At 54.7% G+C, this 15851-nt stretch carries 15 protein-coding genes; all 15 read right to left on the bottom strand.

Going from position 1 to position 15851, the window contains the following annotated elements:
• Window positions 1–5: 5 nt before the first annotated feature.
• On the bottom strand, window positions 6–656 hold the full coding sequence (leuD, locus tag O1Q03_RS27930) for a 3-isopropylmalate dehydratase small subunit (protein WP_124524250.1): 651 nt from the start codon (window positions 654–656) through the stop codon (window positions 6–8).
• A complete protein-coding gene (gene leuC, locus O1Q03_RS27925) occupies window positions 656–2065 on the bottom strand; it encodes a 3-isopropylmalate dehydratase large subunit (RefSeq protein ID WP_124524249.1) in 1410 nt (469 codons plus the stop codon). The genes leuD and leuC overlap by 1 nt, the downstream gene beginning before the upstream one ends.
• Entirely contained in the window at window positions 2062–3075 is a 1014-nt protein-coding gene (locus tag O1Q03_RS27920) for a hydroxymethylglutaryl-CoA lyase (RefSeq protein WP_269507278.1), read from the bottom strand. Before O1Q03_RS27920 ends, leuC begins: the two co-directional genes overlap by 4 nt.
• A gap of 8 nt (window positions 3076–3083) precedes the next feature.
• Window positions 3084–4295 carry a CaiB/BaiF CoA transferase family protein gene (locus O1Q03_RS27915; protein ID WP_269507277.1) on the bottom strand — a complete coding sequence of 404 codons (1212 nt, stop codon included), beginning with the start codon at window positions 4293–4295 and terminating at the stop codon, window positions 3084–3086.
• 140 nt (window positions 4296–4435) lie between these two features.
• A complete protein-coding gene (locus O1Q03_RS27910) occupies window positions 4436–5512 on the bottom strand; it encodes a porin (RefSeq protein WP_269507276.1) in 1077 nt (358 codons plus the stop codon).
• A gap of 227 nt (window positions 5513–5739) precedes the next feature.
• Window positions 5740–6375: an isochorismatase family protein gene (locus O1Q03_RS27905; protein WP_124524245.1), complete on the bottom strand. Its 636-nt coding sequence runs from the start codon at window positions 6373–6375 to the stop codon at window positions 5740–5742.
• A 51-nt stretch (window positions 6376–6426) separates the two neighbouring features.
• A complete protein-coding gene (locus O1Q03_RS27900; protein ID WP_260427909.1) occupies window positions 6427–6594 on the bottom strand; it encodes an SDR family oxidoreductase in 168 nt (55 codons plus the stop codon).
• Window positions 6516–7046, bottom strand: coding sequence for an SDR family NAD(P)-dependent oxidoreductase (locus tag O1Q03_RS27895; protein WP_269507275.1), 531 nt, complete (start codon window positions 7044–7046; stop codon window positions 6516–6518). Before O1Q03_RS27895 ends, O1Q03_RS27900 begins: the two co-directional genes overlap by 79 nt.
• A gap of 70 nt (window positions 7047–7116) precedes the next feature.
• On the bottom strand, window positions 7117–8001 hold the full coding sequence (locus tag O1Q03_RS27890; protein WP_124524244.1) for a polysaccharide deacetylase family protein: 885 nt from the start codon (window positions 7999–8001) through the stop codon (window positions 7117–7119).
• A 127-nt stretch (window positions 8002–8128) separates the two neighbouring features.
• On the bottom strand, window positions 8129–9472 hold the full coding sequence (locus O1Q03_RS27885; RefSeq protein ID WP_269507273.1) for a purine-cytosine permease family protein: 1344 nt from the start codon (window positions 9470–9472) through the stop codon (window positions 8129–8131).
• A gap of 56 nt (window positions 9473–9528) precedes the next feature.
• Entirely contained in the window at window positions 9529–10617 is a 1089-nt protein-coding gene (locus tag O1Q03_RS27880) for an LLM class flavin-dependent oxidoreductase (RefSeq protein WP_269507272.1), read from the bottom strand.
• A gap of 275 nt (window positions 10618–10892) precedes the next feature.
• Complete coding sequence (locus tag O1Q03_RS40290; protein ID WP_409364210.1) at window positions 10893–11336, bottom strand: flavin reductase family protein; 444 nt, start codon at window positions 11334–11336, stop codon at window positions 10893–10895.
• 196 nt (window positions 11337–11532) lie between these two features.
• Window positions 11533–12519 (bottom strand): LysR family transcriptional regulator, encoded by a 987-nt coding sequence (locus O1Q03_RS27875; RefSeq protein WP_269507271.1) that lies wholly within the window; start codon window positions 12517–12519, stop codon window positions 11533–11535.
• Window positions 12520–12563: 44 nt separating this feature from the next.
• Window positions 12564–14603: an oxidoreductase gene (locus O1Q03_RS27870; protein ID WP_260427911.1), complete on the bottom strand. Its 2040-nt coding sequence runs from the start codon at window positions 14601–14603 to the stop codon at window positions 12564–12566.
• A 21-nt stretch (window positions 14604–14624) separates the two neighbouring features.
• Complete coding sequence (locus O1Q03_RS27865; protein WP_269507269.1) at window positions 14625–15095, bottom strand: MarR family winged helix-turn-helix transcriptional regulator; 471 nt, start codon at window positions 15093–15095, stop codon at window positions 14625–14627.
• Window positions 15096–15851: the final 756 nt, after the last annotated feature.

Genomic DNA, 15851 nt, shown 5'->3' with positions numbered 1-15851 from the left:
CTCTCTCAGACTGCCGCGTGTCCGAAAAGCCACGGCTCTTCGGAGCAGCGCCTTGCTTCATAATCAAGTATGGCGTCACGCGACTTAAGGGTAACCGCTATATCGTCAAGGCCCTCAAGCAACCTCCTCTTACGATCCGCATCAACTTCGAATCGATAGAGCGAACCCGACGAAGTCGTGAGCTGTTGCGAAGGTAGGCTTACGTGGAAAGAGTAGTCATCGGCATTGGCAATTTCTTCGAACAGCTTCGCGACGTCCTCGCTCGCGAGCTGAACAGGTAGTATCCCGTTCTTGAAACAGTTTACGTAGAATATGTCGGCAAAGCTTGGAGCGACAATCACGCGAATGCCGAAGTCGTAAAGAGCCCACACTGCGTGCTCTCGGCTCGATCCGCATCCAAAGTTCTCTCGCGTCAGGAGCGCCGTAGCATCATGAAAGCGGACCTGATTGAGCACAAACTGAGGATTGGGATTTCGCTGGGAAATGTCCATTCCCGGCTCGCCCGGATCAAGATACCGCCACTCGTCGAAGAGGTTCACGCCAAATCCGGACCGGCTTATTGATTTCATGAACTGCTTCGGAATGATGGCGTCCGTATCGACGTTCGCACGGTCCAAAGGAGCGACGCGTCCATTGAACTCGATAAACTTTTCCATTAGAGTCCCCGCCTGCTAATGTCGATGAAACGACCCGCAACTGCCGCAGCAGCGGCCATTGCCGGTGATACAAGATGACTACGCCCGCCTCTTCCCTGACGACCCTCGAAGTTGCGATTCGAGGTTGAGGCGCACCGTTCGCCAGGCTGCAGTCTGTCGTCGTTCATGCCTAAACACATGGAGCAACCGGGCTCGCGCCACTCAAATCCGGCCGCCCGAAAGACTTCGTCCAGTCCTTCGGCTTCAGCTTGTGCCTTCACCAACCCGGAGCCTGGAACAGCCAGCGCTTGCAGTACTCCAGGCGCGACTTTTTTACCTCGAAGAACCTCCGCTGCTGCCCGGAAATCTTCGATGCGCCCGTTCGTGCAGGATCCGATGAACACCTTTTGAGGAACAATCGAAGTGATCGGGGTCCCCGACTCGAGACCCATATATTTGAGCGCGTTACTGGCGGCCGCGCGTCGCACAGGGTCGACGATTGAATCCAGTTCCGGTACGTGCCCGTCTACAGGTGAAACCATCTCCGGTGAGGTTCCCCAAGTCACCATCGGCTTAACGGACGACGCATCGAATGTCTCGATTCGATCAAATTCAGCGTCCTGGTCGCTGTGAAGTTTTCTCCATTTCGCCACGGCTTGGTCCCAGCTTGCGCCCCGAGGTGCGTATGGGCGATCCCGCAGATACTCGATGGTCGTGTCGTCTACGGCCACCAACCCGACTCGTGCACCACCTTCAATGGCCATGTTGCACAATGTCATCCGACCTTCCATGCTAAATGACCTAATCGTTTCGCCAGCGAACTCAATTGCGTATCCGGTACCTCCAGCCGTCCCAATCACTCTGATGATGTGGAGGATGAGGTCCTTGGCAGTGACTCCCTCTCGCAGCTTCCCATTGACCTCAACGAGCATCCTTTTCATACGTTTTGCGAGAAGACACTGGGTAGCAAGCACGTGCTCGACTTCCGATGTGCCGACCCCAAATGCAAGCGAGGCGAACGCCCCATGCGTGCTAGTATGGGAGTCGCCTGCTACGACCACCATGCCCGGGAGTGTCGCGCCCTGTTCAGGCCCCACTACATGAATAATTCCTTGCCGGTGGTCTTGCAGCCCATAATGGGTGACACCGAAATCATTAGCGTTCTTCTCTAACTGGCGCACCTGCGCCCTCGAAAGCGGGTCGCGAATATCCTTGCTGCGGTCCGTCGTGGGGACGTTGTGGTCCGCCGTCGCGAGAACCGTATCAGGACGCCAAACGGCTCTCTTGGCAATGCGCAAGCCTTCGAAGGCTTGGGGGCTGGTCACTTCATAAACGAGATGACGGTCGACATATAGCAGTGCCATGTCGTTACCTTGCATTGCAACGACATGGCTATTCCAGATTTTCTCGAAAAGAGTAAGTCCACTCATTTTGCAGCCTCAGTGTTGTTGCATTCGGGATCAATCGAACCCCTACTCGTCGGAACGATGCGTGTTTGCTTCCGGCCTGCGTCAAGCCACTCAGGCTTCGCATAGACCCGGTCATAGGGCCCGGCCTTCATGACCTGCCCCGGTACGCCATGTCCAACCAACGACGGAATCTCAAGTGCCAGCTGAATCAACTCCGAGACATTGACTCCCGTGTTGAACCCCATGGCATTGAACATATGGACCATGTCCTCAGTGCACACATTCCCGCTAGCCCCTGGGGCGAAAGGACAGCCCCCAAGCCCAGCGAGAGATGCATCGAATCGGGTGATGCCCGCCTCCAGCGCCGCGAGACAGTTTGCGAGACCCATTCCCCGTGTATTGTGAAAATGCGCGGTCACCGTGAGTTCATGGAAACGCGAGAGCACGAGGTCACAAATGTGTCTGACCTGTTGAGGATTCGCCATTCCGGTGGTATCGCACAGCGTCAACCGTTTGATGCCCGACGAAGCAATACGCTCAATGTTCCTCAGCAAGTCGCTATCACCTATTTGCCCGTCAAACGGACAGCCGAAAGCAGTCGATAACGAAGCATTCACAGCCACCTCGGTACCGGCTAGCCTAGTCATCTCGGCGAACTGCTCAAGCGATTGCTCGCGCGTCATTCGCAAGTTCGCCCGGTTATGCGTCTCGCTAGCGGACATGACAACGTTGATTTCATCAAGGCTGCTTCTCAACGCGCGTTCGCAACCGCGAATATTTGGCACGAGCGCCGTGTACTCGACACCCGGAATGCGTTCGATGGATGCAAGTACCTCTTCAGCGTCTGCTAGAGCAGGTATAGCCTTCGGCGAGCTGAACGAGGTGACCTCAATCTTGGCGAGGCCCGTGCGGCTGAGCCGGTCGATCAAGCTCACCTTCTGGTTTGTCGGGACGAACACCGATTCCATCTGAAAGCCGTCTCGAACGCAGACGTCGTGAACATGCAACTTCCTTCCGTTAGATGTAGCCATCTCATGTCTCAAACAATACCTTTTTCGCGCAACTGGGCGATATCGCCACTTGCAAAGCCCAGTGATCCCAAAACCTCATCGGTATGCTGTCCGAGCTTGGGACCGAGCCATTTGGTACCTCCAGGCGTGGCACTGAGCTTCGGCACAACTCCGGGGAGATGCACCGGTACTCCGTCAGGCAGCACATGCTGCTCAATCATCGAACGCGCGTTGTATTGAGGGTCCTGCAAGATGTCTGCCGCGGTGTAGATTCGGCCACTGGGGACCTCGGCTTTTTCCAGAATATCCAAGGCCTCTTCGAGCATACGCTCGCGAGTCCACGCGGAGATTGCTGCATCGAGCATCTCGTTGTTCTTCACTCGACCATCGTTTTGAGCAAGAGCCGGGTCCTCACTCAAGTCGAGGCGACCAATTGCGCTCATGAGGCGACGGAATATTGCATCGCCGTTGCCAGCGATGATTATGTAATTTCCATCACCACAGAGATACGTATTCGAGGGAGAGATGCCCGGAAGACTCGCCCCGGTGCGCTCTCGAACATGACCTTGAACTGAAAACTCCGGAATCAAACTCTCCATAATCGCGAAGACGGACTCGTACAGCGCGACGTCAATAAATTGCCCAGTACCTCCGTTGACGTTCAGGTGGTGCATTGCAAGCAGCGCTCCGATTGCCCCGTACAACGAAGCAAGCGTATCTCCGAGGCTCACACCCACGCGAACCGGCGGTCTGTCGGGGAACCCAGACGTGTGCCGAAGTCCACCCATACACTCGGCGATTGCCGCAAATCCCGGCCGCTGCGCCAGAGGCCCGGTCTGCCCATAGCCGGAAATCCGGACCATTATCAGCTTTGGATTCAATTCAGAAAGCTGTTCCCAACCGATGCCCCACCTCTCGAGAGTACCCGGCCGAAAATTCTCGATGACAATATCAACTTCCTGTGCCAAACGCTTGATAACGTCGCGCCCCTCGGCTGTCTTGAGATCCAATGTAAGCGATTTCTTATTCCGGCTTTGTGTGTACCACCAAAGCGACGTTCCCTCGTGGAGCTTTCGCCATTTGCGCAAAGGATCACCGATACCCGGCGGCTCCACCTTGATGACCTCCGCTCCAAATTGGGCAAGTAAAGTGCAGGCATACGGGCCCGCTATCAATGACCCCAGTTCCAGCACCTTCACGCCGGCCAATGGTGAGCCCTGTTGTCGGAATTCGTTACTCACGTCTACTCCTGTCGCTCAGTTCGCAATCCAAGACCGCAGCTTTCCGCGCGAATTCCCTATCAGCGTGACCACGAAGTAGTCAAATCGCTATACCGGTCGCCGTTCTGCCAGCGGTTCAAGACGCTTCGTCCGTGCAGAGATTAAAAAAGATGGTTGATACCAACCTGCACACCGGTTTGGTTTGTGTTACCGGGCGAAACCAGATCGTAAGTGTTCACAGTGAAGCCTCGTCCACCGTTATTTCGCAGCACGCTCCCAAAGACATAGAGGGTTGTGCGCTTCGAGAGGTTGTAGAGCGCTCCGATGGTGAACCATGTCGGATGGCCAGAATCGTCCCGTGTCTGGTAGTGATTTACCTCTCCCACCACGCTGAAGTCTGGGAAGAATTGCTGGGATAGTCCTCCTCCATATACATTGCCGGGAGGCGAATAATGCAAGTCCCCGCTCACGTTTGTGTACCAAGCGTAAGCGGTGGTCAGGGCACGCTTGTAGCGAGCGGCCAAACTCACCCGACGGTCGACCAATCCCGATTGGTCCAATGATGGAGCAGTCGTAACCGTACCCTTGCTTTGTTCGTAGACAACTCGCGCTCCGAAGCCGCCAGCCTCGTATGCAAGCAAGCCACTTATGAACTGTCCGGCGCGGAAATTTCCAGCCACCTGCTGACCGAAGCCGTACATGAGCGCGCCACTGACGCCCGCATAAGGTGCGGATATGTACTTGACGGCGTTGTTCTGATTCAGGCTACCAAGGGGAATGTAGTTGGTAGACATGGTTGAAAACTGCGCAAGATACGTCGGGTCATAAAGAACCGACTGCTCAAAGAGGAGACTACGCTGTCTGCCGAACGTCAGCGTGCCGAACTTGCTGTCCAGTCCGACATATGCATAGCGGTCGAACGGTACGCCGGAGAATACATACTGACCATTCGCGATGTTAAAACCGCTTTCGAGCTTGAAGATGGCTTTATACCCCCCACCAAGGTCCTCCGCTCCTGTTAAACCGAATCTTGTCGGAGATGCGTTGCCAGATTGGAGTCCAAATACTGACTTACCGTTTGCATCAGCATTAGTAAGGTACTGGGCTCCGATATCGAGGTCGCCGTAAATTGCGATGGACGACTGCGCGAATGCCGCATTGGAACACAACAACAACATCGCAGCTGCCGCTAACTCCGACATCCTGTGCGCAAGTTTGCTCCCACTGATTATTTCCATATCCCATCCTCCAATATTTTTTTGATGCGGAATTTAAATTTCCATTATTCCGCTTACTTGTCGTCAAACCTCAAAACTGTGAAATTTCTTCACAAAATTATATTGCCAGCCTCACTTAAATACTTACAATCGATTTATATAAATAGAAAGTTATTTGTTGACGCGCCACACACGACTTAGCGCCAAATTCGGTGGAGCTAGCACTCTTCAAGATCGGACCATGTCTGTCAGCCTTTTATCGACCGGACGTAATCCAGCACCTCCGCTTTCGAAATGACGTCACCGTATTTGCTGTTGATATCAAAGAGATTTGCTTCGTGCGGGCCTTCATGACGGTCGCCGACGCATTCTCGTGGAACCACGACGTTGAATCCATGCTGGACGCCGTCCACGGCTGACGCGCGGACGCATCCACTGGTCGAGCATCCAATCAGGATGACGGTGTCCACGCCGGAAGAGGTCAACGTGCTGGCCAAACTGGTGCCAAAAAACGCACTCGCGTACTGTTTCTGAATAACCAACTCCGAGTCGAGCGGCTCGACCCCTTCACATACCAAGCTGAAGCGTTCGTCGACAAGGCACTTCAAGACAGGCGACTTTTTCACCCAAGCGCCACCGTCAACGAAGTGCTGAGCATGGTACTTAACCGTCGTGTGGATAACTAGCAAGCCCGCCTCTCTGGCTGCCTGCAATAACTCGACGCTCTCCGCGACTGCCGGCCCAACCCCAGAAGCGAACAGGGGTGCGTCGGGCAGCGTGTATGCCTGGCAGAAGTCGATGACAATGAGAGCGGACTTCTTCCCAAACCCCGACCTGCCACCCCAGACTCCCGCATAATTTGCTTCTGCGCTTTGATTGCTCATTGCATACCTCGTTTAATCATAGATATTCAGCGACGAACTGACTCGCACCAGTCACGATGGCCATCGCACGGTCAGTCCACCATCGACCACGATGCTTTGCCCCGTCACATACAAAGTGCCCCCGCTTGTGAGGGAACAAATCATTGACGCGACGTCTTTTTGCCGGCCTGCTCGCTTTTGGGCGATGCCTTTTCCGGATTCGCGCAACCCCGACTCCACGAAAGAGTTGAACGAGTCATCAATCTGCGACGCCTCGGACCCAGAATCACCGTGTTGCAACTGATGCCGCACAGAGCCAGTTCCATGGCAACCGCCCAGCAAAATCTGGGGACGCCAGAGACGTCGACATCATTCATCTCCCCGCTTCTCGCCGGTCTGCTCAACGAGAGTAGATGCCACGGGTACCCCGCATTGGCCACTGTGAAATCCAAGTGCCCGAACTCGCTTGGAGCCTTGCTCGAGAGCCTTTCGAATTGGTCGAGATCCCTCACGTCCACTGGATGCATCACAGACAGACCGCCTGCCAGTTTGACGACCCGTCCCGTTTCGCTCGGATCATGCAGATCCCCAGGGAAATACCCTGCAACAACCGCAATGTCCCGCTTCGCGTACTCGACAGCCACTGCCTGACCTATGCCGCTCGCGGCTCCTGTCACCAGCGCTACCTGCATTGTCGTCGTGTCAATTTAGGTACCCTTTGCCGCAGACTAAGTGCGGCTCCTACCTTTCGACGACGGGGAATCAAAGGTAATGCTGGCGATACCAATCGTTAACCTCGTCGCCTGTCGCGAGCCAGACGTCCGATTTTGAGGTGATGTATTGAAAAGCTCGGCGCAGGTGCTTGGCACGGAACGGCTGGCCTACGAGGAAGGTGTGCAGGCAGATAGGCATGACGCGCGCGTTCGTGGCACCTTCCTCGTAGAGTACATCGAACTGGTCGATTATCATGTCGCCGAATTGCTCGCCGGACACGCCGATATTCATAATCGCCGGAATGTCGTTTAGTTCAACCGTGTACGGGACGGAAATGAGGCTGCCCGTACGTGTGTTAAATTTGAAGGGCTGATCATCTGCCGTAAAATCGCAAAGGTATTCAACGCCAAGCTCGGCAAGGATGTGCGGCGTCGAGAAAGTTTGCGTCAAGAACGGGCCCAACCAACCCTTCGTTTTACGGCCAAGTGCCGATTCCATTCGAGTAAGCACGGTGCTGATGATTTCACGCTCGCGGTCCTCGTCGATTCCGGAGAGGAAATTTGCCGGCGCATTGTTAATTCCGTGTCCAATCCACGCCCACTTGCGCTTCTCGCCCTCCTCGATGATTTGCGGGTACTCTGTGATGATGTCTGAGTTCAGGCAGACGGTTCCGCGCATTCCGACTTCGTCCATGATGTCCATCATCCGCCAGAGACCGACACGGTTGCCGTAATCACGCCAACCATAATTGAGAGCATCAGGGGTGAATTTGGCTGTCCCCGGAACGAGCGCGGTACCTGCAATTGCCTCGGGAAAGTGCTCGATATTGACATAGGGCACGATTGCGACGCGCGCGCCATTAGGCATATTCAGGGGCTTACGCCCGACAATCGGGTCGTATTTGTAATGAGGCGTTTGGGTAAACTTTTCCATTTCATTCTCCAACTCTTCAATGTACGCAAATGTGCGATGTCTATGCCGTTGCAGGTCAAGTTACAAAAATCCGCTAAGCGCCAAATGGCCATGTAATAAACAGTCCGTTAAAACTGACTATCGGAAATTACGAGGCAATCTCTGTTTTCGACTGCGGTATGCGGCGAAGCATGTAGTAAGCGACACTGGACACTACGGCCGTGGCGGGCGATGAGAAGCTCGCTACCGTTTGGTCGGCCACTTGCATGAGGATGAGGCCAGCAGCAGCTCCTACCGACCAGGCAACAATTCCATGCGCACCGGGCGACGAAGCGGTTTCCGCCAGTCCATCAGCTGTAGTGGCGCCCTCAGTCATGATGTAAGTAACAGCAATGGCTACCCAAGCCACCACAAACACACCCTGATATGCCAGGGCCTTGAGGATGTAGCTGAACAGGCTCGACAACATAAGGAGGTAGACAATCAATCCAACCACGCAAGCCCAGAGCCACTTAGGCGCCTTCAGGCCGAGCGAGAGGTTGAAGAACGACGCCATGTTGATGGACGCCAAGAAGTAGTTTGCGGTGTTGATCCGGGTCTGCGTGGCCCACAGAAAAATCAACCCGGGGATGCCCATTGTCTTGAGCAATGCCAAAACCACCGACACCTCTGTCACACCTCCAATCATCTGCACTGTGTTCACGAGAAAGATTCCAACCAATCCGTTCACGACATAAGCAACTAAATAGAACGGCGAACCGAACGTGAAATGTTGAAGAAACGACACTTCTTTCTTTTTGCCAAACCGCGCGTAATCGAACGTGAACATCATGAGAATCCACAGTCCCATGTAGGCGATGTAACAGTGCCACCATCCCCCAGCGCCAGCATTTGCGGCCGGCTGCACGTGCAGCCACGCGTCCGTATAACCATTCTGGTAGACTGCTAGTCCGACTGCTGCAATTAGTCCAAGGCCATAAACTGGCAGCAGGATGCCGTTAAGCTTGTCGAGCCAATGCTGGATGCTCCCGAAGACCAGAGGGACGCTATAGAGCACCACAATCGCACATGCGACGGGGTACGAGATTGTCCCGAACATAGAGTTCAGTGATACCGCGATAACAGAACCCTCGAACACCGCGTAGTAGATAGCCGTTGCGAAGAAGATCAAAGTTGCGAGAGCAGCACCACTACGCCCGAAAACTCGAAACGAGAATTGCGATACTGACAGCCCCGTCCTGGTTGCATAGGCTACTATCACCGAGTTGACCAAAGCGAAGGTCACAACAGATGCGAGCATTCCTATGACCGTGCTCGCGGTACCGAATTGCGTTGCGAGAATTGCTGCAACCACGATATAAAAGACAGCGCTACAAACTGCCCACCAAGCCATGGTCAGGTTGAGTTTCGGCATCTTCTCCCCGTCCGACACAGGCAACATCGAAAAGCCGAAGCTTTCTGCCGAGTCCGATTTCCCATTCATTCCAGCCATTGTCTTCTCCTTGAGTCTGGAGCGGGCCTCAAACGCTTTCTGAGGCTTCGTCTTCGTTATGCAGTCTGTTTAGCACGTGGGCCATTTGCACAGAGCAGGCGCGGCATAATCTTTTCGCCGAAGTCCCGCACACCCGCGAGGAAGTCCGGGAAAGTCCAGAGCATTCCCGCGATGCCCGTCGTTTCGGCAATCTCGTCAATCTGCTTCGCTACGTTCTCGTATGAACCCGCGATGACCGGAATGCTCATGTAGGCCATGTTGCCTTCAAATGCTGTCTGCTTAAGCGCATCGCGCAAGTTATCGCTCGTGCCCCCGCGGTTCGAATCCATGTTCGCGCTGTTAATCATGTTTCCGATTGCTCCCACGTCGGCCTTGTCGATGATGGTTTGGGTCAGATCAAACGCCTCTTCGTCTGTATCCGCCGCAATCAGCGTGAAGCAAGCGAGCGTGCCAACCTTTCGGTTATGTTTTGCCGCCTCAGCCTGCATGGCGCCAGTCATAGTCTTCAGCCGGTTGGGCGGGGCAAAGACAAAGTTGTAGTCACCGTATTGAGCGGTGAACTGAATTCCCTTTGGTGACTGTCCAGCGCAGACGACTTTGATGTCGTGCTTTGGCTTCGGAAGGCAACTGCAATCCGTCAGCGAGAAATTGTCAGACTTGTAGTTAACGTTTTCATTCGCCCACAGGGAGCGCACCACTTCCACATACTCGGCGGCATAGTCGTATCGCCCGGCGTGGTAGTTCTCCGACGGCCACAGACCCATTTGCTCATATTCGGGACGATTCCAGCCTGTCACGATGTTCAGCCCACAACGACCGTTACTGATGTCATCGAGCGTCGCAATCATTCGAGCTGCCACTGCGGGATGCAAGCTCGGGATTCCGCTGCTGGCAAACATTCGAATCTTCTTGGTGGACGCCGCGAGTGCTGCGCTAAGCGTGAACGACTCAAGACACTCGTCCCAGTAACCCGTTGTACCGCCGAAGCCGCGGAACTTAATCATCGAAATGAGGAAGTCCAGGCCGTAACGCTCCGCCTCCTGCGCGATGGCGACATTGTGTTCGAAGGTCGGTGTGTATACGGGACTTCCCTCAGAGAGAATGTAACCGTTGCTTCCATTGGGAAGAAAGATACCGAATTCCATGTCTACTCCTGTATGCGTCGTTTGTTTTGCCGAATCGGCGTTATCTGAAAATTCAGGGGCATACGGTCAAGTTTCGCCGCGCCACGGGATATGCCAAATGAAATCTCGCTGCCTGCAAGGTATTGCGCGAAGATTCCTATCAATTTGGACATCTAAATGAAATATCTTTGAAACCGATGTCCACGTCTCATAATCCTGCAGTCAAAAATTCTTAGCCATTCCTGTTTGAGCAAAGCAGCTTTCTCGTGCATGAAGCTGGACGTGAACCGACACCGCTAACGCGCCCGCACAACGCCCCCATCAGCCCAAATCAGAGGCGTCGTAGAGTCCCCCATCTCCACTTCCTTCACGCGGCCAACAAATATCTGGTGGGATCCGTAAACGAGAGATGACTCGACCTCGCAAATCATCGACGAATGGGCATCACTCAAGACCGGAATGCCCGCGGCCTCCTTCCAGTCTCCGTGAAGGAACCGCTCTTCGCCTTTTAGCGCGCCACTAAAGATAGACACAAGCCGCTCATGTCTCTGTGCGAGGAAGTTGACAGAAAACAATCTACTGGAAGAAATAACGGGGTGAAGACTCGCGGACCGGTTGACGGATATCAACAAGCTGGCCGGCGACATGGAAACAGAGATTACAGCGGTCGCAATCATTCCGGCTCTACCATCCTCGGAGCCAGAAGCGAGAATTGCGATGGGCAACGCCTGACGTCGCATCGCGACTTTGAACTGGGCCGTTGTAGCATCGTGTTCGATGCTACGAGGTGCCTCAGTCGGAACCATCGCCGGCAAGTCTGTTGCCGGTTCTGGTGCGCTTATTATTGTGACCATGTTCGCTCCTCCAAATTCTGTGCGGATTCAAATACCAATTCCACACTGGAATTTTGGCAGAGTACGAGTCACATGGTGTTACTCATTGAGCAATGCAGGATTGCTCTTTCTTAGCGAACCTAATTTCTTTTGCATCGGCAGATAGCGTCACGTTGCGCGAAGCAGCAAGGTAAGAAACGAGACTTCTTGCCGACGCCGGAAGTTGGTCTACAGGTCTGTGAATCATCAGCAAACTGCGGAGGGCCCACGGTTCGTCTATCTTTCGCGCTTCGACATTCTGGGAAGCAGGACCCTGCAGAGCAAGCTGTGGAAGAATGGACAAACCCAAGCCGGCAGCCACCATTCGGCGGGCACTCTCGAAGCTAGAGGAATGAGCTATGACATTGAGCTGCCGTCCTCGCTCCTCTGCGGCGTGCTGAAAAATCTTGTGCAAAGCACTACCTTTTTGCATCGATATAAAGGGATATTCCAGCAGTGAGTCGAAACGTAAGGTGCTCTCTCGCGCAAGCGGATGAGCTTCGGGCAACGCAACCATCAGTTCGTCTTGGTGCCATTGGCTGCAGCACAGACTCGACGGAACAGTGGTTGCCGAGACGAAGCCAATGTCCGTTCGTCCCATCTGAACTGAATGCACAATCTCGACTGACGTAACCTCCTCCACCTCGATATCTACGGTGGGATTTTCGGTCTTGAACGCAGCGAGGCGTTCGGGCAGCAGTAACGATGCGGCTGACATGTGAGCCTGGATTCGTACTCGACCAAGCGTTCCCGAGCGCATTGCGTCAAGTTCGGAAGCGATTTGCTCAAAGATGGCAAAGGCGTCGCCGAGGCGAGAGAATAGTGCCTCTCCTGCACTCGTAGGCGTCACTCCGCGGTCATGCCGATTCAACAAGGTGATGCCGCTTCTGCATTCCAAATCGGATATCCGTCGGCTGACGGCCGACAAAGCGATATTTTCTCGCTCTGCTGCAGCGGCAAGACTTCGCTCTTCAATCGCCGCTGCATAGACTCGCAACGTTACGAAGTCGAGTCCCAGAGTTCTCCAGGAACGTGAACGGTTGGTATTCACCCTATACTCCTTGCCGAAACGGTCGGTAACCTAAGGGCTTGCGATTACAAGGTGCGACCCATCTCTTCGGCTTCGAATATAACTGCAGCTAAGGAGCGAGGGGCAACGCAGTCCCCCACACTCCGAACATCACTCACGATGCCCCTAAGCTCAGCACTGAGTGAGGTCTGTGGCTTCCGTGCTATCGAAACCAGGACTGTGTCCACGTTGGTCTCTAGCCTGGAAGGACCTCCCCAGTTAGAAACAATCCACACTGAAGTGCCGTCAATCTTGTCGAGGTTCTGCTGTGGTGTGATGCGAACGCCATGCGTGGTCAAACGAGGCAGCACAATCGAATATTCAAGCCGGCGCTGCGTGTCAGCGCCTACGACGTTTTGAGGGCTGATAATTTCAACATCGACGCCCGCCGTTGACAGAACTTCGGCGACACCGAACGGTAGATACTCGCCCGTTTCGTCCAAGATGATGACCTTCTTACCAAGTGAGCGAGCATCCGCCAGAGTCGCTCGCGCACCTGTCTCCATGTCTAAGACGTTGGCCTGGTCAATCCCAGGGATGGTTTCGCGATCTGGCCTGAACGGACTTCTTGCATACTTGTCATAGGTCGAGCCCGTGGCGAGCACAACACAGTCCGGAGCCATGGTCCGGATTAAGTCGAGCGTTGCGGTTTCGCCGAGGCGCACTACTACGCCAGCTGCATCCATTGCTCGCGCGAGATTGTTGATTGCGACTTGCCACTCATCCCTTGACGGGAATCGCTTGAGCAAATCCAACCGACCTCCGAGGTTCTCGCTCCTCTCTATGAGAGTGACCGAGTGGCCGCGGCGTGCGGCCAGCTGGGCGGTATGCATGCCGCCCATTCCACCGCCGACTACCAGAATCCGCCTGGGTGTTGCCACCGGACTAAGATTCGACTCGTTCCACTTCCACTCCCGACCCGCCTGGGGATTCATCAGACACACGGCGGGACGGTTCTCGAAAATGCGCGCGATGCACTCGTTGGCGCCGACGCACTCCTTGATTTCGCTGATGCGTCCTTCAAGCGTCTTCCTCACCAGCATTGGCTCGGCCATTTGAGCACGCGTCAACGCAACCATGTCGGCCGCGTCGCTCTGTAGCGCTTCCTCGGCGAGCTGGAGGCTCTTGATGCGCCCGACGATGAAGACCTTCCCGCGATTGCCGATGACGCGCTTTGCAATGCGTCCAAAAGGCAAGAGATACCCCTGTGGAACAGACATTGGTGCGACGGTCATATGTAGCGTATGGTAGCCGCCCGCACTGATGTTGAAAAAATCGAAGAGGCCGGAGGAAGCCAGAATCTCAAGTTGCTCTTCACTTTGCTCCGGAGTGATGCCGGCGGAGCCCAGGTACTCGTCGAACGAAATGCGTACACCAACCGCGATGTGCGCTCCAACGTTTTTTCGAATTTCCTCTCCGATGTCGAGAAGCAACTGACATCGCTTTGCGACAGAGCCACCGTAGCGATCTGTTCGCTTGTTGTAGGCCGGGCTCAAAAACTGACCAAGGAGATAGCTGTGAGCAGCGTGGAGCTCAACGCCATCGCAACCAGAGGTTTTCACGTTCAGTGCGGAGCGACCAAAACCTTGCACAACCTGGCCAATCTCGTAGTCGCCCATGACCAGCGGTACTTCATTGTGTGTGATTGACCGCACAGCTGAAGCTGCCCACAGGGGATGCCACTCATCCGTTATGGTGGTTCCACGGTCATGCACCCCAGTGCCGAAAAGCTGCACGAACTGCTTGGCTCCGTGCTCGTGGACTGCCCCCGCCAGCTTCTCGTACTGCGGGATGCATCTTTCGTCGTACGCCGAACATCCCTCATGAAATGAGCCCTTTGCGACGGGATACGCACCCTGTTGCTCGCATATGAACAATGCACAGCCACCTCGCGCCCGTTCGCGGTAATACTCAACGTGGCGGTCGCCGAGGATATTGTCGCGCCCGTAGAGGAGGGTCTGAGCTGTCATCATGATGCGATTCTTAACCTCGACGGGACCGATTTGGAGCGGAGACAGGACTCGGTCCAGAGGCCCACGTGCCGATGGCGCGTTTGCGGAAATCATGTTCAACCCCTTTCGTCACACTCACAGCTCATCAATAGTAGCCACGTAATCCTTCAACGACTCACGTAAAGCGACAATCTTCGGCACGGGGTAGTGGATGGTGCATCGAAGCCTGCCAGGCATACCACGAGCCCGCTCTTTCAGGCCCTGTCCCTTCGGGGTTAGCCGAATCAACGTCACCCGTTCGTCTTCGACACCGCGCTCGCGCGTCACTAGTCCGCCTTTCTCCATTCGGCGAACCAGCGGACTTAGCGTGCCCGAGTCCAGAAACAAAGCGTCTTCGAGCGTCTTCATCGGTACCGTGCCCCTTTGCCACAAGACAAGCAGTACGAGATATTGCGGGTACGTGATGCCCATAGGCTTCAGTTGCGGGGTGTACGTACGAATCGTCTTGTTCGCTGCGGCATATAAAGCGAAGCAGATTTGATTCTCCAGAAACAGTTCGATATCAGACTCATCCGAGGTCGTATTTGGGGAACAAGCGGAGCTCATCACTCATCCTTATATTGCACACAACTAAGTTGATCACAACTCTTTTTGAGGAAGAGTAGCTATCGACTCGATAAATGTCAAAATCGTCAAAAACAGTGTTTACCCTCATCGCCAGCGGATTTCGAGTAGCTAGGGTTTACCCCACAAAATTACTGCCCCAATTTCTCGGCTTCCTCTGCGATATCGCGAGCCCATGCCGTCATCCAGCATTGCGCAGCGCCCAACTGCGAGCATGATGGAATGCCGACGGATGTCAGTTGCGGTGTCCAGCACTCCAGGCTGGTTTCGGTCGCAATACCCTTCGCGCCTCCTGCCAGTTCGCGTCCACATAGCGTCGCAGCAGGTTACGCACGAAGACGACACGGTGCCCTCGAGGCTTGGCTCATCCCTATTCGGTCAGGAAATCCGCATGTTCGCGTAGCACATCCTTGACCTCGCCTAGAGAGCGTCAAGCAGCACGGCCGGCGGCCAACATAATTGGCACCCCCCCACTCGCCCCCCCAAAGCCCGGATAGCCCATCCGCTTGCTGTCGATCAACTGCTGGTTGAAGTTGTGTCCGGGGGCTACAGGGTCAACTCCAATTTAGCCTTCGTTCAGCAGTAAGTCGTACCTCCTGTCAACGTCTGACGTAATTTCCCCAGTAGGGAGTATCTATCCGACGCTGACACCTCCAAAGAAGTCCAAGATTTTGTCCGCATCCCCGGTGGGTCAATTCCGCGTGGACATCAACGCAAAGGACGTAAAGAGCGTTCGGT

Origin of the sequence: Burkholderia sp. IMCC1007 (assembly GCF_027257875.1) — a bacterium.
Classification (GTDB): Bacteria; Pseudomonadota; Gammaproteobacteria; order Burkholderiales; family Burkholderiaceae; genus Burkholderia.
The sequence above is the reverse complement of the archived record's forward strand: the minus strand, read 5'-3'. Positions and strand labels throughout refer to the sequence as shown.

What these genes read in the sequence shown, in the direction of transcription:
- O1Q03_RS27885 (WP_269507273.1), bottom strand. Translation starts at nt 9,472, where the DNA reads ATGGCTGGAATGAATGGGAAATCGGACTCGGCAGAAAGCTTCGGCTTT.
- O1Q03_RS27905 (WP_124524245.1), bottom strand. Translation starts at nt 6,375, where the DNA reads ATGAGCAATCAAAGCGCAGAAGCAAATTATGCGGGAGTCTGGGGTGGC.
- leuC (WP_124524249.1), bottom strand. Translation starts at nt 2,065, where the DNA reads ATGAGTGGACTTACTCTTTTCGAGAAAATCTGGAATAGCCATGTCGTT.
- leuD (WP_124524250.1), bottom strand. Translation starts at nt 656, where the DNA reads ATGGAAAAGTTTATCGAGTTCAATGGACGCGTCGCTCCTTTGGACCGT.
- O1Q03_RS27865 (WP_269507269.1), bottom strand. Translation starts at nt 15,095, where the DNA reads ATGAGCTCCGCTTGTTCCCCAAATACGACCTCGGATGAGTCTGATATC.
- O1Q03_RS40290 (WP_409364210.1), bottom strand. Translation starts at nt 11,336, where the DNA reads ATGCGACGTCAGGCGTTGCCCATCGCAATTCTCGCTTCTGGCTCCGAG.
- O1Q03_RS27870 (WP_260427911.1), bottom strand. Translation starts at nt 14,603, where the DNA reads ATGATTTCCGCAAACGCGCCATCGGCACGTGGGCCTCTGGACCGAGTC.
- O1Q03_RS27890 (WP_124524244.1), bottom strand. Translation starts at nt 8,001, where the DNA reads ATGGAAAAGTTTACCCAAACGCCTCATTACAAATACGACCCGATTGTC.
- O1Q03_RS27880 (WP_269507272.1), bottom strand. Translation starts at nt 10,617, where the DNA reads ATGGAATTCGGTATCTTTCTTCCCAATGGAAGCAACGGTTACATTCTC.
- O1Q03_RS27910 (WP_269507276.1), bottom strand. Translation starts at nt 5,512, where the DNA reads ATGGAAATAATCAGTGGGAGCAAACTTGCGCACAGGATGTCGGAGTTA.
- O1Q03_RS27920 (WP_269507278.1), bottom strand. Translation starts at nt 3,075, where the DNA reads ATGGCTACATCTAACGGAAGGAAGTTGCATGTTCACGACGTCTGCGTT.
- O1Q03_RS27895 (WP_269507275.1), bottom strand. Translation starts at nt 7,046, where the DNA reads ATGCAGGTAGCGCTGGTGACAGGAGCCGCGAGCGGCATAGGTCAGGCA.